Source organism: Streptomyces sp. NPDC056160 (genome assembly GCF_042268205.1).
Taxonomy (GTDB): domain Bacteria; phylum Actinomycetota; class Actinomycetes; order Streptomycetales; family Streptomycetaceae; genus Streptomyces.
In genome coordinates this window covers 1-26,959 of the sequence record NZ_JBHJUW010000124.1, presented here as the reverse complement: position 1 = coordinate 26,959, position 26,959 = coordinate 1, and the positions used below count along the sequence as shown (strand labels likewise).

The 26,959-nt window shown below is 72.0% G+C and carries 19 protein-coding genes and 1 pseudogene; 5 read left to right on the top strand and 15 right to left on the bottom strand.

All coding sequences use genetic code 11. The annotated features are described in order from the left end of the window. The 4 genes from ACFC02_RS32880 to ACFC02_RS32865 all read right to left on the bottom strand — a co-directional run. Window positions 1-200: flavodoxin-dependent (E)-4-hydroxy-3-methylbut-2-enyl-diphosphate synthase (locus ACFC02_RS32880; protein WP_355485583.1), on the bottom strand; the 200-nt coding region annotated here is incomplete at its 3' end. Window positions 201-370: 170 nt separating this feature from the next. Next, window positions 371-1,663: an RIP metalloprotease gene (locus ACFC02_RS32875; protein ID WP_376365271.1), complete on the bottom strand. Its 1,293-nt coding sequence runs from the start codon at window positions 1,661-1,663 to the stop codon at window positions 371-373. Window positions 1,664-1,671: 8 nt separating this feature from the next. Next, window positions 1,672-2,934 (bottom strand): 1-deoxy-D-xylulose-5-phosphate reductoisomerase, encoded by a 1,263-nt coding sequence (gene dxr / locus ACFC02_RS32870; RefSeq protein WP_376365266.1) that lies wholly within the window; start codon window positions 2,932-2,934, stop codon window positions 1,672-1,674. Window positions 2,935-3,157: 223 nt separating this feature from the next. Next, entirely contained in the window at window positions 3,158-5,098 is a 1,941-nt protein-coding gene (locus tag ACFC02_RS32865; protein WP_376365264.1) for an acyl-CoA dehydrogenase family protein, read from the bottom strand. A 407-nt stretch (window positions 5,099-5,505) separates the two neighbouring features. Here ACFC02_RS32865 and ACFC02_RS32860 point away from each other — a divergent pair, with 407 nt between their 5' ends. Then, the gene (locus ACFC02_RS32860) at window positions 5,506-6,519 is read left to right on the top strand and encodes a LacI family DNA-binding transcriptional regulator (RefSeq protein ID WP_376365262.1); all 1,014 of its coding nucleotides are present in this window, start codon (window positions 5,506-5,508) and stop codon (window positions 6,517-6,519) included. Between the two features lie 365 nt (window positions 6,520-6,884). Here ACFC02_RS32860 and ACFC02_RS32855 read toward each other — a convergent pair whose 3' ends face one another. The 3 genes from ACFC02_RS32855 to ACFC02_RS32845 form a co-directional block, all read right to left on the bottom strand. Further along, complete coding sequence (locus ACFC02_RS32855; protein ID WP_376365260.1) at window positions 6,885-8,330, bottom strand: aldehyde dehydrogenase family protein; 1,446 nt, start codon at window positions 8,328-8,330, stop codon at window positions 6,885-6,887. A 460-nt stretch (window positions 8,331-8,790) separates the two neighbouring features. Further along, window positions 8,791-10,458, bottom strand: a complete 1,668-nt coding sequence (locus ACFC02_RS32850) for a PucR family transcriptional regulator (RefSeq protein ID WP_376365258.1) — start codon at window positions 10,456-10,458, stop codon at window positions 8,791-8,793. A 300-nt stretch (window positions 10,459-10,758) separates the two neighbouring features. Further along, window positions 10,759-13,230, bottom strand: a complete 2,472-nt coding sequence (locus ACFC02_RS32845) for an ATP/GTP-binding protein (RefSeq protein WP_376365256.1) — start codon at window positions 13,228-13,230, stop codon at window positions 10,759-10,761. A gap of 308 nt (window positions 13,231-13,538) precedes the next feature. Here ACFC02_RS32845 and gabT point away from each other — a divergent pair, with 308 nt between their 5' ends. After that, window positions 13,539-14,873 carry a 4-aminobutyrate--2-oxoglutarate transaminase gene (gabT, locus tag ACFC02_RS32840; protein WP_376365254.1) on the top strand — a complete coding sequence of 445 codons (1,335 nt, stop codon included), beginning with the start codon at window positions 13,539-13,541 and terminating at the stop codon, window positions 14,871-14,873. A 565-nt stretch (window positions 14,874-15,438) separates the two neighbouring features. Beyond that, entirely contained in the window at window positions 15,439-16,023 is a 585-nt protein-coding gene (locus ACFC02_RS32835) for a phosphatase PAP2 family protein (protein WP_376365269.1), read from the top strand. On the opposite strand, the gene ACFC02_RS32830 is transcribed toward ACFC02_RS32835, so the two are convergent. From ACFC02_RS32830 to ACFC02_RS32795, 8 genes are all read right to left on the bottom strand, one after another. Beyond that, window positions 15,962-17,797: a chitinase gene (locus tag ACFC02_RS32830; protein WP_376365252.1), complete on the bottom strand. Its 1,836-nt coding sequence runs from the start codon at window positions 17,795-17,797 to the stop codon at window positions 15,962-15,964. The genes ACFC02_RS32835 and ACFC02_RS32830 overlap by 62 nt on opposite strands. A 287-nt stretch (window positions 17,798-18,084) precedes the next feature. After that, complete coding sequence (locus ACFC02_RS32825; RefSeq protein ID WP_376365250.1) at window positions 18,085-18,546, bottom strand: hypothetical protein; 462 nt, start codon at window positions 18,544-18,546, stop codon at window positions 18,085-18,087. Between the two features lie 155 nt (window positions 18,547-18,701). Beyond that, window positions 18,702-20,120: an NAD(P)/FAD-dependent oxidoreductase gene (locus ACFC02_RS32820; protein ID WP_376365248.1), complete on the bottom strand. Its 1,419-nt coding sequence runs from the start codon at window positions 20,118-20,120 to the stop codon at window positions 18,702-18,704. A 47-nt stretch (window positions 20,121-20,167) separates the two neighbouring features. Then, the gene (locus ACFC02_RS32815) at window positions 20,168-20,968 is read right to left on the bottom strand and encodes an ABC transporter permease (protein WP_376365246.1); all 801 of its coding nucleotides are present in this window, start codon (window positions 20,966-20,968) and stop codon (window positions 20,168-20,170) included. Continuing rightward, a complete protein-coding gene (locus ACFC02_RS32810; RefSeq protein WP_037862854.1) occupies window positions 20,969-21,898 on the bottom strand; it encodes an ABC transporter permease in 930 nt (309 codons plus the stop codon). Beyond that, window positions 21,898-23,073 (bottom strand): ABC transporter ATP-binding protein, encoded by a 1,176-nt coding sequence (locus ACFC02_RS32805; RefSeq protein ID WP_376365243.1) that lies wholly within the window; start codon window positions 23,071-23,073, stop codon window positions 21,898-21,900. Before ACFC02_RS32805 ends, ACFC02_RS32810 begins: the two co-directional genes overlap by 1 nt. Further along, entirely contained in the window at window positions 23,070-24,317 is a 1,248-nt protein-coding gene (locus ACFC02_RS32800) for a spermidine/putrescine ABC transporter substrate-binding protein (RefSeq protein ID WP_376365241.1), read from the bottom strand. Before ACFC02_RS32800 ends, ACFC02_RS32805 begins: the two co-directional genes overlap by 4 nt. Window positions 24,318-24,368: 51 nt before the next feature. Beyond that, window positions 24,369-25,907, bottom strand: a complete 1,539-nt coding sequence (locus ACFC02_RS32795; RefSeq protein WP_376365239.1) for a gamma-aminobutyraldehyde dehydrogenase — start codon at window positions 25,905-25,907, stop codon at window positions 24,369-24,371. A 207-nt stretch (window positions 25,908-26,114) separates the two neighbouring features. Between ACFC02_RS32795 and ACFC02_RS32790 the strand changes: the two genes are divergently transcribed. Beyond that, entirely contained in the window at window positions 26,115-26,690 is a 576-nt protein-coding gene (locus tag ACFC02_RS32790; protein ID WP_376365237.1) for an NADAR family protein, read from the top strand. A gap of 109 nt (window positions 26,691-26,799) precedes the next feature. Beyond that, window positions 26,800-26,959 (top strand): annotated as a pseudogene (locus ACFC02_RS32785) (IS30 family transposase); the annotation flags it as partial.

Genomic DNA, 26,959 nt, shown 5'->3' with positions numbered 1-26,959 from the left:
ATCTGGCAACCCGACGCGGTCAGCTCCGCGATCTGCTGCAACGTGGCACCGATGTCCGACGTACGGGTCGTCGTCATCGACTGCACCGACACCGGCGCGTCCCCGCCGACCGCCACGGATCCGACCTGGATCTGCCGGCTCCTGCGGCGCTCGGCGAGCTTGGTCGGAACGGACGGCATGCCGAGAGAAATCGCAGTCATCTGCTGTGCAACCCCAAGTCGTGAATCAAGGTCCGGCCCCGTTCTGCGGCGGGCTCCAGGCTTCGAGATTACGGCACCGCCCCGATCATCGGCACATCCCACCCGGCAAACCCACTCAATGGGAGGCGGCCGGACAGGACACCTGCCCGGCCGCCTCGAACAGTGGGTGGCTAGGTGATTTTGACGGGGTTAACGACGTCCGCGATGAGGACGAGGATCGTGAAGCAGATGAAGACGCTGGCCACCACGTAGGCCACCGGCATGAGCTTCGCCACGTCGAAGGGTCCGGGGTCCGGGCGGCGCAGCACCTTGGCCAGGTGGCGGCGCAGGGACTCCCACAGGGCGCCGGCGATGTGTCCGCCGTCCAGGGGCAGCAGCGGCAGCATGTTGAAGAGGAACAGGGAGAGGTTGAAGCCGGCGACCAGCATCATGGCCATGGCCAGCTGCTGGGTGGGCGGGATGTCCAGGGTGAAGATGTCGCCGCCGACGCGGGCCGCGCCGACCACGCCCATCGGGGAGTCGGGCTGGCGGGGGGCGCCGTCGAAGGCCGCGTCCCACAGCGCGGGGATCTTGCCGGGCAGGCTCGCGATGGAGTCGACGGCCTCGCCGAGCCGGTCGCCCATCCACGTCACGGACTGGCCGAAGTCCTGGCGGACGATGCCGGTGGCGGCGCTGAAGCCGAGGAACCCGGCGTTGACGTACTTGCCCTGGACGATCTGGCCGTGCGAGTCCTTCTCGGCGACCTGGTTCGTGGCGATCTTCGCGTGCAGGGTGACGTCCTTGCCGCCCCGGTCGACGACGATCGGCACCTGCTTGCCGGGGTTGGCCCGGATGAGGTCGGACAGGCGGCCCCAGTCGGTGGTCCGCACCCCGTCGAAGGAGACGATCCTGTCGCCGGCCCGCAGGCCCGCTGCGGCGGCCGGCGAGGGGGCGTCCTTCTTGGTGCACGTGTCGCGGTTCTCGCTCTGCGCGATGACGCACTGCGAGACGGAGCTGACGGAGGTGGTCTGCTGGGAGATGCCGAAGCCCATCAGCACGATGAGGAACAGGGCGACCGCGAGGACGAGGTTCATGAAGGGGCCGGCGAACATGACGATGACCCGCTTCCACGGGGCGCGCGTGTAGAACATGCGCTGCTCGTCGCCGGGCTCCAGCTCCTCGTACGCGGCCGAGCGGGCGTCCTCGATCATGCCGCGCCAGGGCGAGGTGGAGCGGGCGGTGATCCGGCCGTCCTCGCCCGGCGGGAACATGCCGATCATGCGGATGTAGCCGCCGAACGGGATGGCCTTGATGCCGTACTCCGTCTCGCCCTTCTTGCGCGAGAAGATCGTCGGGCCGAAGCCGACCATGTACTGCGGCACGCGGATGCCGAAGAGCTTGGCGGTGGACAGATGCCCCAGCTCGTGCCACGCGATGGAGACCAGCAGGCCGATCACGAAGACGACTATGCCGAGGATCATCATCAGGGACGTCATGCACGCGCCTCCGCGGTCGCCGTCTGCGCTGTCAGTTCCCGGGCGCGGGAGCGGGCCCAGGTCTCCGCTTCGAGGACGTCCGGCAGGGTCAGCGTAGTTCCCGCGCGGGGTGTGCCGTGCTCCTCGACCACCTGTGTCACGGTCTCCATGATCCCGTTGAAGGGCAGTGCGCCGCGCAGGAACGCGTCGACGCACTCCTCGTTGGCCGCATTGAACACGGCCGGGGCGGTGCCCGCGAGCCGGCCGACGTGCCGGGCGAGTCCGACGGAGGGGAAGGCCTCGGTGTCGAGGGGGAAGAACTCCCAGGTGGAGGCCTTGCTCCAGTCGAAGGCGGGAGCGGCGTCGGGGATCCGTTCGGGCCAGCCGAGGCCGATGGCGATGGGCCCGCTCATGTCGGGGGGCGTCGCCTGGGCGAGCGTGGACCCGTCGGTGAACTCGACCATCGAGTGGACGTACGACTGCGGGTGGACGACGACCTCGATGCGCTCGAAGGGGATGTCGTACAGCAGGTGGGCCTCGATGACCTCCAGGCCCTTGTTGACGAGGGTGGCGGAGTTCACCGTGATCACCGGGCCCATCGCCCAGGTGGGGTGGGCGAGGGCGTCCTCGACGGTGACGTCCGCGAGGTCGTCCTTGCCGCGGCCGCGGAAGGGGCCGCCGGACGCGGTCACGACGAGCTTGCGCACATCCGCCCTGGTCCCGGCGGCCAGGGCCTGGAAGAGCGCGGCGTGCTCGGAGTCCACGGGGATGATCTGCCCCGGCTCGGCGACCGCCTTGACCAGCGGGCCGCCGACGATGAGCGACTCCTTGTTGGCGAGCGCGAGGGTGCGGCCCGCCTCCAGGGCGGCGAGGGTCGGGGCGAGGCCGATGGAGCCGGTGATGCCGTTGAGCACGGTGTGGCAGTCGGAGGCGGCGAGGTGCGTGGCCGCCTCCGGGCCGGCCAGGATCTCGGGGAGCGGCCCGGCGCTCCCGTACTGCGCGGCCAGCGCCTCGCGCAGGGCCGGTACGACGTCCTCGCGGGCCACGGCCACGGTCCGCACCCGCAGCCGGAACGCCTGCTCGGCGAGGAGACCCACCCGGCCGCCGTTGGCGGACAGGGCGGTGACCCGGAAACGGTCCGGGTGGCGCAGCACGAGGTCGATGGCCTGGGTGCCGACGGACCCGGTGGACCCGAGGACGACGACGTCCTTGGGGTTGTCCCCGGTGACGGGGTCGAAGACGAGATGCGGATCGGCGAGAGGGGCTGGACTGTCGCTCATCCCCCCATTGTGGCCGCAACGTCTCCGTCTCAGGACAGCGCGTCCTTCGGGCGGGTCCGGGGCGCGCCGGAGCGAGGCGAGGGCGCTTCGGTCGCGCGCGCTCCGGCGGCACGCCCTCGGCGTGCGCTCCGGCGACACGCGCGGGGCGTACCGCCGGGGGGCCGGGTGGGGCGTACCGCCGGGGGACGGACGGGGCGTACCGCCGGGTGTGGGGCGCGGGCGTCTACCGGATCGGCCGGTGCACGTTCTCCCGGCCGCTGGGGCCCGGTTCCGGCTCGGCGATCCACGGTCCGTCGTCCGAGGGGTCGACGATGCCTTGTTCCAGCCACTCGTAGGCGCCGCCGAGGACGCCTTTGACGACCTTGCGGTCCAGGTCGTCGGTGTTGTTCCACAGCCGGTCGAAGAGTTCGCCGACGCGGATGCGGGACTGGCGGCAGAAGGCGTCGGCGAGCTGGTAGGCCTCCCGGCCCCTCTCGCCGCGGCTGCGCAGGAGTTCGGCGCGCACGCAGGCCGCGCTCATCGCGAACAGTTCGGCGCCGATGTCGACGACGCGGCCGAGGAAGCCCTGCTTGGTCTCCATGCGGCCCTGCCAGCGGGACATGGCGTAGAAGGTGGAGCGGGCGAGTTTGCGGGCGTGGCGTTCGACGTAGCGCAGGTGCCCGGAGAGGTCTGCGTGGCCGCGGGGGTGGAACTCGGCGTACGAGCGTGGGAGTTGCCCGGGACCGGCCACCAGTTTCGGCAGCCACTTGGCGTAGAAGACGCCCGCGTTCGCGCCCGCCCTCGCCTTGTCGGGCAGGGACTTGCCGGGGTCGATCAGGTCGCCGGCGACCGAGAGGTGGGCATCGACGGCCTCGCGCGCGATCAGCAGGTGCATGATCTCGGTCGAGCCCTCGAAGATGCGGTTGATGCGCAGGTCGCGCAGCATCTGCTCGGCGGGGACGGCGCGTTCGCCGCGCGCGGCGAGGGAGGCAGCGGTCTCGAAACCCCGCCCGCCGCGGATCTGGACCAGCTCGTCGGCCATCTTCCAGGCCATCTCGGAGCCGTAGAGCTTGGCGAGGGCGGCCTCGATGCGGATGTCGTTGCGGTTCTCGTCGGCCATCTGGGCGGACAGTTCGAGCACGGCCTCCAGCGCGAAGGTGGTGGCGGCGATGAAGGAGATCTTGGAGCCCACCGCCTCGTGCAGCGCGACCGGCTTGCCCCACTGCTCGCGCACCGCGGACCACTCGCGGGCGATCTTCAGACACCACTTGCCGGCGCCCGCGCACATGGCCGGCAGGGAGAGGCGTCCGGTGTTGAGGGTGGTCAGGGCGATCTTCAGGCCCTGCCCCTCCTCGCCGATGCGGTGGGCGGCCGGGACGCGGACCCGGTGGAAGCGGGTGACGCCGTTCTCGATGCCGCGCAGGCCCATGAAGGCGTTGCGGTGCTCCACCGTGACGCCCTCGGCGGCTGCCTCGACGACGAAGGCGGTGATGCCGCCCCGGTGCCCCTCGGACTTCGGTACGCGCGCCATGACGACGAGCAGGTCGGCCACCACGCCGTTGGTGGTCCACAGTTTCACGCCGTCCAGGACGTAGTCGTCCCCCTCCGGTACGGCCGTGGTCGCCAGGCGGGCCGGGTCGGAGCCGACGTCCGGCTCGGTGAGCAGGAAGGCGGAGATGTCGGTGCGGGCGCACCGGGGCAGGAACGTGTCCTTCTGCTCCTGGGTGCCGAAGAGTTTCAGCGGCTGCGGTACGCCGATCGACTGATGGGCGGAGAGCAGCGCGCCGATCGCGGGGCTGGCGGAGCCGGCCAGGGCGAGCGCCTTGTTGTAGTACACCTGGGTCAGGCCGAGGCCGCCGTACTTGGTGTCGATCTTCATGCCGAGGGCGCCCAGCTCCTTGAGCCCGGTGACGACCTCGTCCGGGATCCGGGCGTCGCGTTCGATGCGGGCGGAGTCGACCTCCGTCTCGCAGAAGGCGCGCAGCCGGGCCAGGAACTCCTCCCCGCGCCGCACGTCCTCGTCGGCCGGGAGCGGGTGCGGGTGGATGAGGTCGAGCCGGAGACGGCCGAGGAACAGCTCCTTGGCGAAGCTGGGCTTGCGCCAGTGCTGCTCCCGGGCGGCCTCCGCCACCTGCCGGGCCTCGCGCTCGGTGACGGTGGGTTTGCTGGTCGCTGGTGCGGACATGTGGCTCACCTCGCCGCGAGGACGGGCCCCGCGAATAGGGGTCTTGGGTACTTTCGTTACCGACCGGTGCTACTGGTTCGTATGTACCCGATACCGGACGATGCCACCACCCCTCGCGCGGCGGTGGTCCGGGCGCGGGCGGGCGGTGGGAGCGCGGACGTGCCGGTGTGGTGTCATGCGGTGGAGGGACGGCGGTGGCCGGGCGGGCGCCGGGGCGGGCGCGGAGGGACCGTCCGGACACGGCAGGACCGGCCTGCCACGATCGGCCGGGCAGCTGTCGAAGCGCTTCGACAACCTCTGGGCACTATGGACACCCGCTCTCGCTGGAGCTAATGTCGAACCACCCTCAAACACACCCTGTCGGTCAGGCGCACTGTCGAAGCGCTTCACAAGGCTTGGAGAGCTGGATGGTCACCCTCGCCGAGGTCGCGCAGCACGCCGGAGTCTCGGCGAGCACGGTGAGCTATGTCCTCAGCGGCAAGCGGTCCATCTCCGCGGGCACCCGGGAGCGGGTCGAGCACAGCATCCGCGAGCTGGGGTACCACCCGAACGCGGGCGCCCGCGCCCTGGCCAGCAGCAGGTCGAACGTCATCGCCCTGATGATCCCGCTGCGCACGGACATGTACGTGCCGGTGATGATGGAGATCGCCGTCGCGGTGGCGACCACCGCCCGCGCCCACGGGTACGACGTGCTGCTGCTCACCGGCGAGGAGGGTCCCGACGCCGTGCGCCGGGTCACGGGCAGCGGGCTGGCCGACGCGATGATCCTCATGGACGTCGAACTGCAGGACGAGCGGCTGCCCCTGCTGCGCGGCACCGACCAGCCCTGCGTGCTCATCGGTCTGCCCGCCGACGCCGCCGGTCTGACCTGCGTCGACCTGGACTGGGGCGCGACCGGCGCGCTGTGCGTGGAGCATCTGGCGAAGCTGGGCCACCGCGACATCGCTGTCATCGGCGAGGCACCCGCCGTCTACGAGCGGCACACCGGCTTCGCCGAACGGACCCTGGACGGACTGCGTTCCCGGGCCCGCGAACTGGGCCTGAAGGTGCTGCACCGCCCCTGCGAGGGCGGCTACGACGCGATGGCCGCGACCCTGGCCCGGATCTTCGACGAGCGGCCGGGCACCACGGGGTTCGTCGTGCAGAACGAGTCCGCGGTCGAGCCGCTGCTCGCCCTGCTGCGCCAGCAGGGCCGGGCCGTCCCCGAGGACGTGTCGGTGGCCGCGATCTGCCCCGACCAGGTCGCCGTCCAGGCCTCGGTGCGGCTCACCTCGGTGGCCGTCCCCGCCCAGCAGATGGGCCGGCGCGCCGTCGAGCGCCTGGTGGCCAAGCTGGACGGGCGCGACGGCGAGGAGACGGTCCTCATCGCCCCGGAGCTGACCGTACGCGCGAGTTCGGGTCCCGCGCCGACGGCGCCCTGACGCACACCGCTCGCTTTCCCCTCGCTTTCCCCTCGCTTTCCCCTCGTTCCCTCCCGCCGGCTTCGGCGAACAGTCTGACGCCGAGATCGTCGTCCGTTCGAAGCCGTCGGGCGACGCGGTCACCCCGGCCCCGGGCCTCACCGCCGAACCGCTCCCCCCGCCTGCGACTTCGGTGAGGGGATCCGGGCGGCGACCGCCGAGCCGGCGGGCGGGGCGGGCCCGGCGCCGCCACGCGCTCATGAACAGTCAGGCCAGGGGAGGGACAGACGGGCCGAACAGGCGGAATGGGCGAGCAGGGGAAGGACGGACGGCCGGAGCCCCCGCACAGTCGGGCTCCGGCCGTCGTCGGTGATCGACCGTCCGGCCTACAGGGCCAGACCGGTCAGTACGAGGACGCGCTCGTAGGTGTAGTCGTCCATCGCGAACCGCACACCCTCACGGCCGACGCCGGACTGCTTGACGCCGCCGTAGGGCATCTGGTCGGCGCGGTAGGACGGCACGTCGCCGACGACCACGCCGCCGACCTCCAGGGCGCGGTGGGCACGGAAGGCGGCCTGGAGGTCGTGGGTGAACACGCCTGCCTGGAGACCGTACTTGGAGTCGTTGACCGCGGCGAAGGCCTCGGCCTCGCCGTTCACCTTCTGCACGGTCAGGACCGGCCCGAAGACCTCCTCGGAGGCGATCGTGACATCGGCCGGTACGTCGGCGAGGACGGTCGGCGCGTAGGAGGCGCCGTCGCGCTTGCCGCCGGTGAGCACGGTGGCGCCGGCGTCGGCGGCCTCGCGCACCCAGGACTCGACGCGGAGCGCGGCGTCCTCGCTGACCAGCGGGCCGACGTCCGTCTTCGGGTCGGACGGGTCACCCGTGGCCTGGGCCTCGACGGCGGCGACGATGCGGGGCACCAGCCGGTCGTACACCGAGGCGTCGGCGATCACTCGCTGCACCGAGATGCAGGACTGGCCGCCCTGGTAGTTGGAGAAGGTGGCGATGCGGGACGCAGCCCGGTCCAGGTCCTCGTCGCTCGCCCAGTCGCCGAGGACGACGGCCGCGCCGTTGCCGCCCAGCTCCAGGGTGCAGTGCTTGCGCGGCACCGAGTCCATGATCGCGTAGCCGACCTTCTCGGACCCCGTGAAGGAGATGACCGGCAGCCGCTCGTCCTGGACCAGGGCGGGCATACGGTCGTTGGAGACGGGCAGGACGGACCAGGAACCGGCGGGCAGCTCCGTCTCGGCCAGCAGCTCACCGAGGATCAGGCCCGACAGCGGGGTGGCCGGGGCCGGCTTGAGGATGATCGGGACGCCTGCGGCGATGGCCGGGGCGACCTTGTGCGCGCACAGGTTCAGCGGGAAGTTGAACGGCGCGATGCCGAGGACGACGCCCTTGGGGAAGCGGCGGGTGAGGGCGAGCCGGCCCTGGCCGCCGCCGTCCGTGTCCAGACGCTGGGCCTCGCCGCCGTTGAACCGGCGGGCCTCCTCCGCGGCGAACCGGAACACCGACACGGCGCGACCGACCTCGCCGCGCGCCCACTTGATCGGCTTGCCGTTCTCGGCGGAGATCAGCTGGGCGATCTCCTCGCCGCGCTCGACCAGCCGCTTGCCGACCTGGTCCAGGGCGGCGGCACGTACGTGGGCCGGGGTGGCGGCGAACTCGTCCAGCACGGCGTGCGCGGCGGCCACGGCCTCCTCGACCTGGGCGTCCGTCGGCAGGCTGACCTTGCCGACCGTCCGGCCGTCCCACGGGGAGGTGACGTCGAAGGTGTCCTCGCCGGTGGCCTGGCGGCCGGCGAGCCAGAAGGCGGTGGTGGATGTCATTGGACGAGTCCCGGCCCTTCCGCGTTGGAGGTGAGTGCTTGCGTCGACAACGGTAGGACGCAGACGCCCCGCGGACGCTTGTCCGGGGTGGAGCAGTGGGGGCGGGGGGTGCGCCGGTTTGGCAGAGGGGGGCGGCGGGTGGTTGCGTGGAGCCACGGGGCCGGTCCGGGCTCGGGGCGGCGGCCGGCTGTGCGGGGCCGCGGGACCCGTCCGGGGTTCGGGACGGCGGCCGGCTGTGCAGGGCCCCGGGGCCCGTTCGGGATTCGGAGCGGCGGCCGGCTGTGCGGGGCCGCGGGACCCGTCCGGGGTTCGGAGCGGCGGCCGGCTGTGCAGGGCCGCGGGACCCGTCCGGGGTTCGAGGCGGCAGCCGGCTGTGCAGGGCCGCGGGACCCGTCCGGGGTTCGAGGCGGCAGCCGGCTGTGCAGGGCCGCGGGACCCGTCCGGGGTTCGGGGCGGTGGGCTATTCCGTTGTCGTGGCTTTCAGTGCCAGCCACAGCTCCATGCGTACGTCCGGGTCGTCCAGGGAGCGGCCGAGGATCTCCTCCACGCGGCGCATCCGGTAGCGCAGGGTGTGGCGGTGCACGCCGAGGTCGGCTGCCGCCGCGTCCCACTGGCCGTGCCGGGAGAGCCAGGCCCGCAGGCTGGCCACCAGGTCCCCGCGGCCGGTCGCGTCATGCTCGTACAGGGCCCGCAGCAGCCCGTCCGCGAACGCCCGCACCGCGTCGTCCGCCAGCAGCGGCAGCACGGATCCCGACGCCAGTTGCTCGTGCTCGACCAGCACCCGCCCGCGCCGCCGCGCCACGGACAGCGCCTGTTCGGCCTGCTTGAAGGCGGCCGCCGCGGCGATCGGCCCGGCCGGGGCGGACAGGCCCACGACCAGTTCGGCCTCGTCACCGGCCTTCTGCTCGGACACGGCGGCGGCCCGCGCGGCCTCCGAAGCACCGGCGTACTCCCCGCAGGCGGTGACCGCGGCGCTGCCGTCCCCGGCCAGCACCACCAGCCGCTCCCCGTCGGGCACGACGAGCACCGCCTCGCCGGAGCGCGCGGCGGCGGCCTCCACGACCTCGGCGAGGCCCGCGAGCGGGTCGCCTCCGGTGCCGACGGCGGCCACCGGGGTGGCCGGAGCGGGCTTGGCGGACTGCACGCGCGCGTGTGCGTCGGCGTGCGCGCGCGCCGCGGACGCGGAGGCCGACTCGGCGACGATCATCCGGAACGGCGCGTCCAGCAGGCTGCCGTACAGGTCCCCTGCCACGGCCCGCGCGTGGTCGGGCTGGCCGGCGAGCAGCATGCGCAGCACGGCCGCGCCGATCCGCAGCTCGGCGGCGTGCAGGGAGCGGGAGCGCTCCGTGGTGAGGGTCAGCAGGGCGACGGCGGAGTGGACGGCGTACCGCTCGGCGGTACCGAGGGTGGCGGCGGTGCCCACGGCGAGGGCCGCGCGCGGGCGGCGACCGGTGCCGATCGAGTGCAGTTCGACGCGGTCCTCGGTCTCCGGCCCGCCGACGACGGCGGAGGCGGGCGCGGGCCGGTCGCGCAGCCGTTCGACATCCGCGGTGAGCCGGGCGGCCCTGCGGGTGGCCCACTCGGGCGCGGTGGCGACGACGGCGCCGGAGGCGTCGTAGAGCGCCGCCCAGCCGTCCACCTGGGCGGCGAGCGCGGTGAGCAGTCCCTCGGGTCCGGCGTTCAGCGCCTGCCTGGTCAGCTCGCGCTGGGCGGCGAAGCCTGCCGTGACCGCGCGGTACTGGTCGGCGGCGATGGCGGCCGAGACCGCCTTGCTGATCGCGAGGAAGGGGGTGCGCCGCGGGACCTCGAGCAGCGGCAGGCCTTCCTCCTCGGCGGCGGCGACGAGTGCCTCGGGGATCTCCTCGTAGTTCACCCCGACGGCGAAGCCGAGCCCGACCACTCCGGCCCCGGCCAGCCGCTTCACGTAGCGGCGCATGGCCTCGGGATCCTCCGCGTCCAGCTTGAGCGCGGTGATCAGCAGCAGCTCGCCGCCCTCCATGTACGGCACGGGGTCGGCCAGCTCGCTGACGTGCGCCCAGCGGACGGGCACGTCCAGGCGGTCCCCGCCCGCGCGCACGGTCAGTTTGAGCGCGGAGTGGTGGACGAGTGAGGCGAGCGTCGGGGGCATGGGACCTTCAGGTCTGCGGAGGTCTGGGCGATCTGGCGATCTGGTCGATCCGGTGATCGGTCGATCCGGTTGATCTACTGATCTGGTTGATCTGGTTGATCTGGTGATCGTTGCGGAGTTTTGGCCGTCGCGTATGAACGGCCTGTGTCGATTCTGCCTCACTGTACGGTCGGCGCGAACCGGACGCCCGTCCGGGGCCCCGGGGCCGTCCGGGTCCGTCCGGGGCCACCCGGCCGCACGGTCGGTGAGCGAGGCGGTGGGCGCCGGTGGCGGGGGCCTGTGGCGGCGCCGGCGAGGGTTTCAGCCGCGCAGGTCCACCAGGAGCGGGGGCGCGTGCTCGCCCGCCACGCTCGTCAGCGACAGCACCGCATGCCCCGGCGGGACCTCGTGGGCCAGTTGCGAGGCGGACCAGCGCTCCCGCTCGACCTGCTTGGTGGTGACGGCGTCGGTGGTCACCGCCTTGCCGGTGACCAGCTTGCGCAGCGCGTGGATCGCCCGGGTCATCGGCTGGTCGGCGAAGACGGTGTGCTTGGCGACCTCCTTCGTCTCCACCCACTCGGTGCCCCAGGCGTGCGCGAACCGGCTGCCGTCCCAGGTGGTCACCCCGGACAGCGCCATACGGCAGCCCACGGCCGCCAGCAGCGGCCCGTGCAGGGCCTCGGGCACGTCCGCGACCGAGCGCAGCGCGAGGACGACGCCGGCGTTCTGCGCGCGCAGCCGCTGGATGCGGCGCACCGACTCGGCCGTGACGCTGCCGGTCGCGTCGTCGAGGACCAGGCAGGCGAAGTGGGGGCGCCGGGCCTCCCGTACGACGCTGTGGAACTGGGCCAGGACCAGCCGGGTGACGATCCGGGACGCCTCCTCGTGTCCGCGCTCGGGCAGGTCGATGCGGACCCGCAGCGGATGGTGGGCGACGGCGCGCAGTGAGAACGGGCGGCTGCCGGTGGCGGTGCTGCCGAAGAACTCGGCGAAGACCGGCCGGTCGAGCAGGGCGAGCCGGTCGGCCAGGACCGGCCCGGCGTCCGCCGCGCTGCCGGCCTGCCGCATCCGGGCGTCCAACTCACGCCGCATCACGGCGTGCCCGTCGGAGCGCCCGCCGACGCCCTCGGGCGCGCGCTCGCCCGCGGCGAGCCCCGCCCGCAGGGCCGCGAGGGCCCCGGGGTCGCCCTCCAGCAGTTCACGCAGCACCGGCAGCGTCGGGAAGCGGCCGTGCACCGCCCGGTAGGGGCCGAGCAGCTGGGAGAGGGCGGTGGTGGCGCTCTGGGTGCCCACGGTGTCGAGGTCTCCGACCAGCGCCTCGGCCAGGAAGGCGGCGGCCTCGTCGGGGTCGAGGGACTCGGCGTACGGGTCGAGGTCGTGGGCGGAGGCGGGATCGCCGATCCGCACGACGACGTCGTACGCGCCGTCGGGGCCGAGCGGCGTACCGGCCGCGCAGACGGCGACGACCGCGCAGCGGCCGGTCAGTGCCTGGAGGGTGAGCGCCTCGGTGACCGGCCCGACCACGTGCCGGGTCTTGCCGGAACCGGGCGGCCCCACGAGCAGCAGCGAGGTGCCGAGCTGCTCGGGTCCGAGGGCGGCGCCGGCGTCGTGGTAGGCACGCGGTGCCCGCTCCCCCGCCACCCAGCGCCCGAGCCGTACCTGGCCTTCCAGCAGGTCGTGCCGGGCGGCGCGGGCGGGCAGGTCGCGCGCGCCGGACGGGTGGGTCCAGGCGGCGCCGCCCTGGCGCAGCACGGTGTCGGCGAAGACGGCGGGCCCGCCCTCGCGCCGCGCCTCGCCCCAGGCCCGCTCGACGCGGGCGCAGTCGACGTCGTTCATCCGCCCGGCGGCCACCTCGGCGGTGAGCACGTCGGCCGCCTGGTAGTGCCCGGCGCGCCGCAGCTCGGGCCACTGCGAGCGGGGTACGTCGGCGGGCGGCGGCGCGGCGGGATCGGCGGCGGCCCGGCGCCGGGCGACCAGCTCCCGGCCGTACGCCCACCAGCCGCCGAGCCGGGCGAAGGGCCACAGGACCAGGAGGGTGATCAGGGCGTAGAGGCTGTCGGTGAACAGCTGCGAGGCAAAGAGGTCGTAGCCGCCCGAGACCAGGGCCACCAGGGAGAACAGCGGTGCGACGACCGGTACCGCGTCCCAGCCGACCAGCGGAAAGGCCTCCGGGAAGACCAGGCTGAGCGCGCCGAGCGCTCCCACCGCGGCGAACAGGGCCCGGGAGGGCTGCGGGCGGAGGCCGACGAAGTGCCTTGCGACCTCGGGCCAGCTGCCCAGCCGTCCGACCCCGTAGACGAGAACGGCGAAGAAGACGCCGTCGTAGACGACCCGGGCCTCCCGCCCCTGCCACCCCTTCGGCGAGACGGTCCCGCCCCACCACCAGTCGTCCGGTGTGAACAGTTTCAGGGGGGCCGACTCGTAGGGCAGGGCGCCCTGCCGCCACAGCGACCACACCAGCAGGGCGACGACCAACGGGATCAGCAGTCCGACGACGGTGATGGACGGCAGCCGGCCGCGGGTGTCGTCACCGCCCTTGGGTGGCCGGTGGCCGAGGCGCCAGACACCCGGCGCGGCAGCCGGGCGGGGCATGTCGAGCCAGTCGGCGACGGCGGCCCGCTGGGGGTGCTGAGGGGGCAGCGGTGGCAGCGGTGATTCGTACGGCGCCTGTGCGGCCGGTGGGCGTGTGGGCCGGGGCGGCGTCGCGGGGGTGTCCCGCGGCGCCGCCGGGCGAGGCACCGGGTACGCGTGTTCCGGATGCGTGCCCCGGGCGTCCTGCGTCCCGTCGTCCATCTCCCCTGCCCCCTGAGCTGCCGTTCCGTCCACGGTTGCGTCCACCGTCAGCGAGTCAATGTAGCGCCCGCGCCAAGGGAGTTCACCGACCGTGCGGCAAGCCGCACGCCACGGCACCGACACCCGGCACGCTCGCCCCCGCACCCCTTCTATATCCACCACGGACAACCGCGACCGCCGACAACGCCCACATGGAGCATGCCCACCCTCCTTCTGCCGCCCTAACCTGCGAGAAAGGGAGGAAAAGCGTCCAGAGAACGCCGTCCTCGACCAAGCCCCCCAACGCAAGATCTCTTCAGGGAGCCCCCATGACCGCACTTGAGCAGGAGCGCCGCGTCGTCACCGCCATTCCCGGCCCGAAGTCGCAGGAGCTGCAGGCCCGCCGTACGGCCGTGGTCGCGCAGGGCGTGGGCTCCACGCTGCCGGTCTTCGTCACGCGCGCCGGCGGCGGCATCATCGAGGACGTCGACGGCAACCGCATCATCGACTTCGGTTCCGGCATCGCCGTGACCAGCGTGGGCGCGTCCGCCGAGGCCGTCGTACGCCGCGCCTCCGCGCAGCTCGCCGACTTCACCCACACCTGTTTCATGGTCACCCCCTACGAGGGCTACGTGGCCGTCGCCGAGGCGCTGGCCGAGCTGACCCCGGGTGACCACGCGAAGAAGTCGGCGCTCTTCAACAGCGGCGCCGAGGCCGTCGAGAACGCGGTGAAGATCGCCCGCGCGTACACCAAGCGGCAGGCCGTCGTCGTCTTCGACCACGGCTACCACGGCCGTACGAACCTCACCATGGCGCTGACGGCGAAGAACATGCCGTACAAGCACGGTTTCGGCCCGTTCGCCCCCGAGGTGTACCGCGTCCCGGTCGCCTACGGCTACCGCTGGCCGACCGGCCCCGAGAACGCGGGTCCGGAGGCCGCCAAGCAGGCCATCGACCAGATCACCAAGCAGGTCGGCGCGGACAACGTGGCCGCGATCATCATCGAGCCGGTGCTCGGTGAGGGCGGGTTCATCGAGCCGGCCAAGGGCTTCCTGCCGGCGATCCGCCAGTTCGCCGCCGACAACGGCATCGTCTTCGTCGCCGACGAGATCCAGTCCGGCTTCTGCCGCACCGGCCAGTGGTTCGCGTGCGAGGACGAGGGCATCGTCCCCGACCTGATCACCACCGCCAAGGGCATCGCCGGCGGTCTGCCGCTGGCCGCCGTCACCGGCCGCGCCGAGATCATGGACGCCGCGCACGCGGGCGGCCTGGGCGGCACCTACGGCGGCAACCCGGTCGCCTGCGCGGGTGCCATCGGCGCGATCGAGACGATGAAGGAGCTGGACCTCAACGCCAGGGCGAAGGACATCGAGGCGGTCATGAAGTCCCGCCTGTCCGCCATGGCCGAGAAGTTCGACATCATCGGCGACGTCCGCGGGCGCGGCGCGATGATCGCGATCGAGCTGGTCAAGGACCGCGCGACCAAGGAGCCGGACCCGGAGGCGACCGCGGCGCTCGCCAAGGCCTGCCACGCCGAGGGCCTGCTGGTCCTGACCTGCGGCACCTACGGCAACGTCCTCCGCTTCCTGCCCCCGCTGGTGATCGGCGAGGACCTCCTGAACGAGGGCCTCGACATCATCGAGCAGGCGTTCGCGCACATCTGAGCGGCACGTCCGCACGGGTGGCACGGCGGGCGGCAGACCGTGTGAAGAAGGTGTGCGGGGTGGATGTCGGGTCGCCGATCGCCCTGTCCCGCGCGCCCGCCCTGCCGTAGGTTCTCTTCCAGATGAGAGATACACCCCGCCCGCAGGTGACTGCGGGCGACATCAGGCCGTAGCCTCCCCAGCTTCGACCTGGTCCGTGCCTCGCGCACACCACCGGAGCCCCCGGGCTCCGGGTCTCCTCACCGATCGGACGGTCGCTCGCCCCAAACCCCCCGGGGCGCGCGACGTTCCGGTCAGGACGGTCGCAATCGCATGGACGGCCGCCCTTCGAAGGGCCGACGCAGAACCCCCCCTTTGCGCCGGCCCTTCGGCATGTCCGGGGCCGGGCCCCGGCGCACCCGGCCCGCGGGCGCGGGGAGCCCTTTCTGCGAAGCTGTGTGCCGTGCCGAACCCTCGAACGAGCCGAACGAGCCGAACGAGCCAGGCGCCCCGGACGACCCGGACGACGGCGCTGATCGGGATTCCGGTCACGGTCGCGGCCTTCGCGCTGATCACCTGGCAGGTCATGGTCCGGGGGCCGTTGCTGGGTGCCGACCGGCGGGTCAGCCGTGCCCTGCTGCGCCCGGACCGTTTCTCCGAGGTGCTGTCGGACCTCGGGAACGTGCAGGTCGCCCTGCCCGTGCTGCTGGTGGTGCTGGCGTACGTGGCGTGGCGCGGGCGAGGTGCCGGGGTGGGACGGTGGTGGGGGCCGCCGCTCGCCGCGTCGGCGGTGACGGCGGTACTGCCCCTGCTGCTCGTGCCGCTGAAGGAATGGATCGCGCGGCCGGGCACCCCCGCCGTGCCGCCGGGGACCGGGTACTTCCCCTCGGGGCACACGGCGACGGCGGTCGTCGCCTACGGGGGTGCGGTGGTCGTGCTGTGGCCGTGGCTGGGTACTTCGCTCGCCCGGCGAGTGGCGGTCGCCGGGGGCGCGGTGCCGGTGCTCGGGGTGTCGTACGGGCTGGTGCGGCGCGGCTACCACTGGCCGCTGGACGTGGTGGCCAGTTGGTGCCTGGGGGCGGTGCTGCTGGCGGTGCTGTCCGCGGTGCTCAGCCGAAGTACGCGTCGAAGTTCTTCTGGAACTGCCAGCCGCCGAAGCGGTCCCAGTTGATCGACCAGGTCATGAGACCGCGCAGGGCGGGCCAGGTGCCGTGGGTGGTGTACGAGCCGCAGTCGGTCTTCCGGGTCAGGCAGTCGAGGGTCTTGGTGACCTCGGCGGGCGCGACGAAGCCGTTGCCCGCGTGGGTGGAGGCCGGCATGCCGATGCCGATCTGGTCGGGGCGCAGCGGCGGGAACATGCGGGTGGTGTCCCCGGCCACCGGGAAGCCGGTCAGGAGCATGTCGGTCATCGCGATGTGGAAGTCGGCGCCGCCCATGGAGTGGTACTGGTTGTCCAGGCCCATGATCGGGCCGGAGTTGTAGTCCTGGACGTGGAGCAGGGTCAGGGCGTCACGCAGGGCGTAGATGACCGGGAGGTAGGCGCCGCAGCGCGGGTCCTGGCCGCCCCACTTGCCCGTGCCGTAGTACTGGTAGCCCATCTGGACGAAGAAGGTCTCCGGGGCCATCGTCAGGACGAACTTGTCGCCGTACCTGGCCTTCAGGGTCTTCAGGGCCGAGATCAGGTTGACGATCACCGGGGTCGTGGGGTTCCTGAAGTCGGTGTCGTCGGCGTTCAGGGAGAGGGAGTGGCCCTCGAAGTCGATGTCGAGGCCGTCCAGGCCGTACTCGTCGATGATCTTGGATACGGACGAGACGAAGGTGTCCCGCGCGGCCGTGGTGGTCAGCTGCACCTGGCCGTTCTGGCCGCCGATGGAGATGAGGACCTTCTTGCCCGCGGCCTGCTTGGCCTTGATGGCGGCCTTGAAGTCGGCGTCGCTCTCGACGCCGGGGCACTCGGTGGTGGGGCAGCGGTTGAAACGGATGTCGCCGGAGGTGACCGAGGTGGGTTCGCCGAAGGCCAGGTCGATGACGTCCCAGCTGTCGGGGACGTCGGTCATACGGGTGTAGCCGGAGCCGTTGGCGAAACTGGCGTGCAGATAGCCGACGAGGGCGTGGGTGGGCAGACCGGGGTTGCCGCCGTTGCCGGGACCGCCCGGGTCCGCCGTCGTCGTCGCGGTCACCGCCGCCGACTTCGCGGACTCGCCGGCGTCGTTCACGGCCGCGACCTGGAAGGCGTACGCGGTGGAGGGGGTCAGGCCGGTGACGGTCGCCGTGGTGCCGGCGGCCGTCTGGACCTTCGTGCCGTCGCGGTAGAGGGCGTAGCCCGTGGCGCCCGTCACCGGTGACCAGGACAGGGCGACGCTGGTGGCGGTGACGGTGCCGGTCTTCAGGCCGGTGGGGGTGGCGGGCGGCTGCTGGCCGGGGGCGCCGCCGGGGCCCGTGAGCGAGATGTCGTCGGCGTAGTAGGCGCCGGTGCCGTACCAACCGTGGGTGTAGATGGTGACCTGGGTGGTGGCGGCGCCGGTGCGGAAGGTCGTGGTGAGCTGCTGCCAGTCGGCGGCGGACTGGGTCCAGGTGGAGGTGTCGGTGGTGCCGGTGCCGCTCGCGCCGAGGTAGACGTAGGAGCCGCGGACGTAACCGGACAGCGTGTACTGGGAGTTCGGCTGGACGGACACCGTCTGGGCACACTGCGCGTTGTCGCTGCCGGCCGGGGTCGCCTGGAGCGCCGCCGTGCCCGCGTGGACGGGGCTGGTCACGGTCTTGCCGGTGGCCGTGCAGGTCCAGCCGTCCAGGCCGGACTCGAAACCGCCGTTGCGCGCGAGATCGGCGTCGGCCGCGCGGGCCGCCGACGCGAGCGCGGTGACGCCGGGCACGGCCAGGAGCGTGGCGGTGAGCCCGGCGAGCAGCCGGCGGGCGGCCGTCCGGTGTCGTCTGTCGCGTTCCACAAGTACCTCCGGTCAGGGGAGTGGGGAGGGTGGAGCGCGCCCAATTTGGTCCAGACCAATGGGGTTGTCAAGACCTCTGGCGCCACCTATGACGCCACTCCTTACCCCCTACGCCGCCCCCGGGCCCTACGGCATCCCGGAGCCCTCTCCCCTCCCCGACCCCGAACCCCTTGCGGCGGGCCCGGCCCATGCCGCACCCCCCGCCCACCGGTTCCCGGACCTCAGACCCCAGACCGCCGGGCAGTGGGGCAGCTGATCGCCCGCGCCCGGCCCCCCGTCATCCGTCGTCACGTGTCGTCCCGCGGCGGCTCCGTGGCCAGGGACGCCGCCGCCTCGTGCATCGCGAGTTCCAGCAGGGCCGGGTCGGTGAGGGTGCCCGAGCCGTCGGGCGGGACCAGCCAGCGCAGGCTGCCGGCGGTCCTGCCGGGGTCCGGGACGACGATCCAGGTGCCGGGGCCGGCGCTGCGGATGCCGGTGCCGAGCCAGCGTGCCGCCGTGCCCGGTGGGACGAGGAAGCCCAGGCGGCCGTCGCCGAAGTCGGCGAGGACCGGGCCGAGTCGGTCGAGCACCCGGCTCAGCACGTCGAGCGTGGGGTAGCCGAGGTCGCCCGGCAGGATCAGGACGTCCCAGGCCTTGCCCGCGGGCAGCAGCGCGACACCGCGCGGGTCGCGCTCCCACTCCCTGCGGCAGGCCCGCGGGTCCGGTGCGACGGATGCCAGCCACTCGACCGCCGTCTTCGTCCCGGTCATGGAGAGACCTCCCTCTTCGTCGTGGACGCGGTGTCGCGCCCACGAGGGAGAGGGAGGCCCCCGTCACGGCATTACGCGGGTTCGGGAACCGAGTCGGGGTGATGCACGTCACATTGCTGATCACCCCGGTGGGTCCCCCGGCGGCCCGCCGGTCCTCAGCTGTCGAAGCCCAGGCCCAGGCGGTCCAGCGTGCGCAGCCACAGGTTGCGCCGGCCCTCGTGGGCGTCCGCCCGGGCCAGCGACCACTTGGTGAGCGCGATGCCGGTCCAGGCCAGCGGCTCGGGCGGGAAGGGCAGCGGCTTCCTGCGCACCATCTCCAGTTCGGTGCGCTCGGTGCGCTCGCCGGCGAGCAGGTCGAGCATCACCTCGGCGCCGAAGCGGGTGGCACCCACGCCCAGGCCCGTGTACCCGGCCGCGTACGCCACCTTGCCCTGGTGGGCGGTGCCGAAGAACGCCGAGAAGCGCGAGCAGGTGTCGATCGCGCCGCCCCAGGCGTGGGTGAAACGGACGCCTTCGAGCTGCGGGAAGCAGGTGAAGAAGTGCTTCGCGAGCTTCGCGTACGTCTCCGGGCGGTCGTCGTGCTCGGCGCGCACCCGGCCGCCGTAGGGGTAGACGGCGTCGTAGCCGCCCCACAGGATCCGGTTGTCGGCGGAGAGCCGGAAGTAGTGGAACTGGTTGGCGGAGTCGCCGAGCCCCTGACGGTTCTTCCAGCCGATGGACTCGCGCTGGGCGTCGGTCAGCGGCTCGGTCATCAGGGCGTAGTCGTAGACCGGAACGGTGTACGACCGGACGCGCTTGACCAGGTTCGGGAAGACGTTGGTGCCCAGCGCGACCTGGCGGGCGCGGACGGCACCATAGGGGGTGCCCACGCTCATCCCGGCGCCGTACGGCCTGAGGGTGAGCGCGGGGGTGCGCTCGTGGACGCGGACGCCGAGCCGCAGGCAGGCCTCCTTCAGGCCCCAGGCCAGCTTGGCGGGGTGGAGCATGGCGACGCCCCGGTGGTCCCACAGCCCGGCCTCGAAGGTGGGTGAGGCGACCTGCTCGCGCACGGCGTCCCGGTCGAGCAGTTCGAGGCCCTCGGCGAGGCCCTTCTGCTCCAGCTCGGCGTGCCATTCCCGCAGTTCGCGGGCCTGGTACGGCTCGGTGGCCACGTCGATCTCGCCAGTGCGCTCGAACTCGCAGTCGATGCCGTGGCGGGCGACCGCCTCCTCGATGGCGTCGAGGTTGCGGGCGCCCAGTTCCTCCAGCTTGTGGATCTCGTCCGGCCAGCGGGTGAGGCCGTTGGACAGGCCGTGGGTGAGGGAGGCGGCGCAGAAGCCGCCGTTGCGCCCGGAGGCGGCCCAGCCCACCTCGCGGCCCTCCACGAGCACCACGTCCGCCCGGGGGTCGCGCTCCTTGGCGATCAGCGCGGTCCACAGTCCGCTGTAGCCGCCGCCGACGACGAGCAGGTCGCAGGTCTCCGTGCCGGTCAGGGCCGGCTCGGGGCGGGGGCGGCCGGGGTCGTCCAGCCAGTAGGGGGCGGGCTGTGCCTCGGACAGTGAACCGGTCCAACGGGTCATGGCGCTCGGGGCCATGATTTCAACTCCCCACAGGGTCGTGTTTCAGGGGTATTCCGGAGCCGTCATGCTTTCTGCCTGGTACGGCGATTGCCGATGACCATGGAGACGAGCACGAACAGTACGGCGATGACGAACATGGCCGTACCGATGACATTGATCTGAACGGGTGTGCCGCGCTGTGCCGAACCCCAGACGAACATGGGGAAGGTGACGGTGGATCCCGCGTTGAAATTGGTGATGATGAAATCGTCGAAGGAGAGCGCGAAGGCGAGCAGCGCTCCCGCGGCGATTCCGGGGGCCGCGATCGGCAGGGTGACCCGGACGAACGTCTGGAACGGGCCGGCGTAGAGGTCCTGCGCGGCCTGTTCCAGTCTCGGGTCCATCGACATCACGCGGGCCTTGACCGCGGTGACGACGAAGCTGAGGCAGAACATGATGTGGGCGATCAGGATGGTCCAGAAGCCCAGCTGGGCGCCCATGTTGAGGAAGAGGGTCAGCAGCGAGGCGGCCATGACGACCTCGGGCATCGCCATCGGCAGGAAGATCAGCGAGTTGACGGCCCCGCGGGCGCGGAAGCGGTAGCGGACCAGCGCGAAGGCGATCATCGTGCCGAGGATCGTGGCGCCCAGGGTGGCCCAGACGGCGATCTGGAGGCTCAGGGAGAGCGATCCGCACATTCCGGCGACGCCGCACGGGTCCTTCCACGCGTCGGTGGAGAACCGCTGCCATTCGTAGTTGAAACGGCCCTTGGGTTTGTTGAAGGAGAAGACCGTGACGATGACGTTCGGCAGGAGGAGGTATCCGAGTGTCAGGAGTCCCGCGATGACGACGAGACGGCGCTTGAGCCAGGTGACGAGGGGCATTTAGACGAGATCCTCCGTCCCGGACCGGCGGATGTAGACGGTGACCATGACGAGGATCGCGGCCATGAGGATGAAGGAGAGGGCGGCGGCCGTCGGATAGTCCAGGATCCGCAGGAACTGCGACTGGATGACGTTGCCGACCATGCGGGTGTCGGTCGAGCCGAGCAGGTCGGCGTTGACGTAGTCGCCGGCGGCCGGGATGAAGGTCAGCAGGGTGCCGGAGACCACGCCCGGCATGGAGAGCGGGAAGGTGACCTTGCGGAAGGTGGTGACGGGCCGGGCGTACAGGTCGCCGGCCGCCTCGTGCAGCCGCCCGTCGATCCGCTCCAGCGAGGTGTACAGCGGAAGGATCATGAAGGGCAGGAAGTTGTACGTCAGTCCGCACACCACCGCGAGCGGGGTCGCCAGCACGCGGTCGCCGGAGGTCCAGCCGAGCCAGTTGGTGACGTCGAGTACGTGCAGCGCGCCGAGGGCGCCGACGACCGGGCCGCCGTCGGCGAGGATCGTCTTCCAGGCCAGAGTGCGGATCAGGAAGCTGGTGAAGAACGGGGCGATCACCAGGATCATGATCAGGTTGCGCCAGCGGCCGGCGCGGAAGGCGATCAGGTACGCCAGCGGGTAGCCGAGCAGCAGGCACAGGATCGTCGCGGAGGCCGCGTACAGCACCGAGCGCAGGAACTGCGGCCAGTACTCGGACAGGGCGTCCCAGTAGGTCACGAAGTGCCAGGTGACCTTGTAGCCCTGTTCCAGGGAGCCGGTCTGCACCGACGTGGAGGCCTGGTAGATCATCGGCAGGGCGAAGAAGACGACCAGCCACAGGATGCCGGGCAGCAGCAGCCAGTACGGGGTGAGGCGGCCCCGCCTGCGCGGCGGCTTCGCCTGGGGGGCGGTGGGCGCGAGCGGGGGCGGCGCCTCGGTGACGGCGGACATCAGGCGGCGTCCTCCTCGGTCGAGGCGGCACCGGCGGCGACGTCCTGGGCGGCGTCCAGGCCGAAGGTGTGGGCCGGGTTCCAGTGCAGGACCACCTCGGTGCCGGGCACCAGGCGCGGGTCGCGGTCGATGTTCTGGGCGTAGACCTCGAAGTCGGCGCAGAGCGGGCTGTCGATCACGTACTGCGTGGAGACGCCGATGAAACTGGAGTCGGCGATCCGGCCGGTGATGCGGTTGCGCCCCTCGGGGATGTCGCCCGCGTCGTCGGCGTGGGTGAGGGAGATCTTCTCCGGGCGCACCCCGGCCAGCACCTTCCCGCCGGGGCCGGCCGGGGCCGGACAGCGCGCCTTGGGCAGACAGAGCTTGCCGCCGCCGGCCCTCAGCACGACCTCGTCGCCGCTCGCCGTGTCGACCTCGGCCTCGATGAAGTTGGAGGTGCCGAGGAAGTTGGCGACGAACGTGGTGCGCGGGTTCTCGTAGAGGTCGGTGGGCGAGCCGAGCTGTTCGACGCGTCCGGCGTTCATCACGGCGACCGTGTCGGCCATGGTCATGGCCTCCTCCTGGTCGTGGGTGACGTGCACGAAGGTGATGCCGACCTCGGTCTGGATGCGCTTGAGCTCCAACTGCATCTGGCGGCGCAGCTTGAGGTCCAGGGCGCCCAGCGGCTCGTCGAGCAGCAGCACCTTGGGGTGGTTGATCAGGGCGCGGGCCACGGCGACGCGCTGCTGCTGGCCGCCGGAGAGCTGGTGCGGCTTCTTGCGGGCCTGCTCGCCGAGCTGGACGAGGTCCAGCATCTCCTCGACCTGCTTCTTCACGCTCTTGATGCCGCGCCGGCGCAGGCCGAAGGCCACGTTCTCGAAGATGTCCAGGTGCGGGAAGAGGGCGTAGGACTGGAAGACCGTGTTCACCGGGCGTTTGTACGGCGGCAGGTGGGTCACGTCCTGGTCGCCGAGGTGGACGGTGCCCTGGGTGGGCTCCTCCAGGCCGGCGATCATCCGCAGGGTGGTGGTCTTGCCGCAGCCGGAGGCGCCGAGCAGGGCGAAGAAGGAGCCCTGCGGCACGGTCAGGTCGAGCGGGTGCACGGCGGTGAAGGCGCCGTAGCGCTTGCCGATCCCGGTCAGGCGGACGTCACCGCTGGTGTCCGCCGCGTCAGTTGTCGTCTTCATGGTCGTCACGCCCCTGTGAGCTTCGCGAACTTCTCTTCGTAGGCCGCCTCTTCCTTCTCGCCGAGCGCGCGGAAGGCGTGGGACCTGGCCGCCGTGGCCTTGTCGGGAATGATCAGCGGGTTGTCCGCCGCCGACTTGTCGATCTTCGCAAGGTAGGGCTTCACGCCGTCGACCGGAGAGACGTAGTTGATGTAGGCGGCGAGCGCGGCGCCCTGCTCGGGCTCGTAGAAGAAGTCGATCAGGCGCTCGGCGTTGGCCTTGTGGCGGGCCTTGTTGGGGATCAGCATGCAGTCGGTGGCGGTCATGTAGCCGGCGTCGGGGATGAGGTAGCCGACGTCGGGGTTGTCCGCCTTGAGCTGGACGACGTCACCGCCCCAGGCGAGGCAGGCGGCCAGGTCGCCCTTGCTGAGGTCGGAGGTGTAGTCGTTGCCGGTGAAGCGGCGTATCTGGCCCTTGTCGACGGCCTTCTGGACGCGGGCGATCGCCGCGTCGTAGTCGTCGCCGGTGACCTTCGCCGGGTCCTTGCCCATGTCGAGCAGGGTCATGCCCATGCTGTCGCGCATCTCGGACAGGAAACCGACCCGTCCCTTGAGCCGGGGGTTGTCGAGCAGGTCGGAGACCGATCGGACCTGGATGCCGTCGAGCGCCTTCTTGTTGTAGGCGATGACCGTGGAGACGCCCTGCCAGGGGTAGGAGTAGGCGTGCCCGGGGTCCCACTCGGGGCTGCGGAACTGCTCGGCGAGGTTCGCGAAGGCGTGCGGCAGGTTGGCCGGGTCCAGTTTCTGCACCCAGCCGAGCCGGATCACCCGTGCGGCCAGCCAGTCGGTGAGGACGATGACGTCACGGCCGGTGTCCTGGCCGGCGGCGAGCTGCGGCTTGATCTTGCCGAAGAACTCGTTGTTGTCGTTGATGTCCTCGCTGTACTGGACCCGGATGCCGGTGCGCCGGGTGAACGTCTCCAGCGTCGGGTGGTGCTTGCCGCTGTCGTCGACGTCGATGTACTCGGGCCAGTTGGAGAAGTTCACGGTCTTCTCCTCGGCCGAGCGGTCCTCGGTGGCGGTGCCGCCCTGCGTCCGGCCGGCCGCCGGGATGCCGCAGGCGCTCAGTGCCCCGAGTGCGCCCGCCGTGAGCGCGCCGCCCGCGCCGGCGCGCAGCAGCGATCGGCGGGTGAGGGCGGGCCTGCCGCCCGGCAGACCCCGCCCCGCGGCGTCCGGTCGGGCCGGTGGCGGACGGTCGGGCTCGTACTGCTCCATGCGCGTGGTGCCCTTTCGGGAGGATTCGGCCCGACGCGGGCCGGAGTTCGGCTATCGGTCTCCGAAGATCGTGCGGTGCCAGTCCTTGCGGACCACCGCGGTGTTGTCGAACATGACATGCTTGACCTGCGTGTACTCCTCGAACGAGTACGCGGACATGTCCTTGCCGAAGCCGGAGGACTTGTACCCGCCGTGCGGCATCTCGCTGATGATCGGGATGTGGTCGTTCACCCACACGCAGCCCGCCTTGATCTCCCGGGTGGCGCGGCCCGTGCGGTAGACGTCCCGGCTCCAGGCGGAGGCTGCCAGGCCGTACGGGGTGTCGTTGGCCAGCGCGATCCCCTCGTCGTCGCTGTCGAAGGGCAGCACGACCAGCACCGGCCCGAAGATCTCCGACTGGACGATCTCGCTGTCCTGCGGGGCGTCCGCGACCAGGGTGGGCCGGTAGTAGGCGCCGCGCTTGAGGTCGCCCTGCTGCGGTGCCTCGCCGCCGGTGACCACGCGCGCGTAGGCGCGCGCCCGGTCGACGAAGCCGGCGACGCGGTCCCGCTGGACGTGCGAGATCAGCGGGCCGAGGTCGGTGCCGGCGGCGAACGGGTCGCCGAGCCGGACGGTGTCCATGAGGGCGGCGGTGCGCGCCACGAACTCCTCGTAGAGGGGGCGCTGCACGTACGCGCGCGTGGCGGCCGTGCAGTCCTGGCCGGTGTTGATCAGCGCGCCCGCGACGGCGCCGTTGACCGCCGCGTCCAGGTCGGCGTCGTCGAAGACGACGAAGGGCGCCTTGCCGCCCAGTTCCAGGTGGAGGCGCTTGACGGTGGCGGTGGCGATCTCCGCGACCCGCCTGCCGACGCCCGTGGAGCCGGTGAAGGAGGTCATGGCCACGTCGGGGTGGCCCACCAGGTGCTCCCCCGCCTCCTTGCCGGTGCCGGTGACGATGTTGATCACGCCGTCCGGGAGGCCCGCATCGGTGGCCGCCCGGGCGAACATCAGCGAGGTGAGCGGGGTCATCTCGGCGGGCTTCAGGACGATGGTGTTGCCCGCCGCGATCGCCGGGAGGATCTTCCAGGCGGCCATCTGGAGCGGGTAGTTCCAGGGCGCGATGGAGCCGATGACACCGATGGGCTCGCGGCGCACGTACGAGGTGTGGTCGCCGGAGTACTCGGCGGCGGCCTGGCCCTGGAGGTGCCGGGCGGCACCGGCGAAGAACGCCGTGTTGTCGATGGTGCCCGGCACGTCGAACTCACGGGTCAGCTTGAGCGGCTTGCCGCACTGGAGCGACTCGGCGCGGGCGAAGTCCTCGGCGCGCTCGGCGAGCACGGCGGCGAAGCGGTGCAGCGCGTCCGACCGCTCGCCGGGCGTCGCGCCCGCCCAGCCGGGGAACGCGGCGCGCGCGGCGGCGACCGCGGCGTCGACGTCCTCGCGGCCGGCCAGTTCGTAGGTGAGGACCTCCTCGCCGGTGGCCGGGTCGGTCACGGCGTGGGTACGGCCGGACGTGCCCTTCGTCAGGCGTCCGGCGACGAACTGCGCGCCCTCGGCGAAACGCTCCTGTGCGGGGAATCGTTCCGGGGTGGCGGTGCCCGGTTTGTGCATGTCGCTCTCCTCCGCCGTCGCCGCTGTTCAGAGGCGGGTGGCGTAGCTCCAGCTCGATTTGAGTGCCGATCCTGACAGAGCACCCGGGAGCCAACAAGTGATTCCGTTGTTGCCTTTTGGTTACGCGACGGAATCTGTCGACCAGGTGTCGAGTCGGCACGGAAAAGGCAGGACGGAGTGTCAGTGGTGCGTGCCACACTCGCGTGCATGGGGAAGATCGATTCACAGGAAGCCCTGATCAGAGAGGTTCGCGCGGGGGCGAGGATCAGGTACCTGTACTTCTGGGGGCACCGGCCGCGGCCGGACGGACAGGTGGGCGCGAGCTGCCTGAGCCAGTGGTGGCCGTCGCCGTTCACGGTGGACGGGGTGACGTACGCGACCGCCGAGCACTGGATGATGGCGGGCAAGGCGCGGCTGTTCGGCGACGCGGAGGCGGAGCGGCGGGCGCTGGCCGCGGGGCATCCGGCACAGGCGAAGAAGGCAGGGCGGCTGGTGCGCGGCTTCGACGACGCGCTCTGGGCGCGCGAGCGCTTCCGGATCGTGGTGGAGGGCAGCGTCCACAAGTTCGCCGCCCATCCCGAGTTGCGCGCGTTCCTGCTGGGGACGGGCGAGCGGCTTCTGGTGGAGGCGTCGCCGCTGGACCGGGTGTGGGGCATAGGCCTGGCCGCGGACGACGATGCGGCGGCGGACCCGAACCGCTGGCAGGGCCCCAACCTGCTGGGCTTCGCCCTGATGGAGGCGCGGGAGCGGTTGCGCAAGGGGTTGGAGGGGGCGGCGGTCTGAGGCGGGGCGCGGCTGGGTCGGGGCCCGTCCCGGCAGCCAGCCCAGGCAGGGGCCGGTGCCGGTGCTTGGGTTCTAGTGGTCGTTGCAACACCCCAGTTCAAGGGGTGCGATGGACTTCGAGATCCGAGGGGACCGGACTCCGCAGGGGCGCAAGAAGCTGTCCCGGGAACGGGAGGCATACTCCCGGCTCGTGCAGCAGGAATACAGCAACGCCGAGGCATGCCGGATCGTCGGCATCGATGCGCGGACCGGCCGGAAGTGGCGCAACG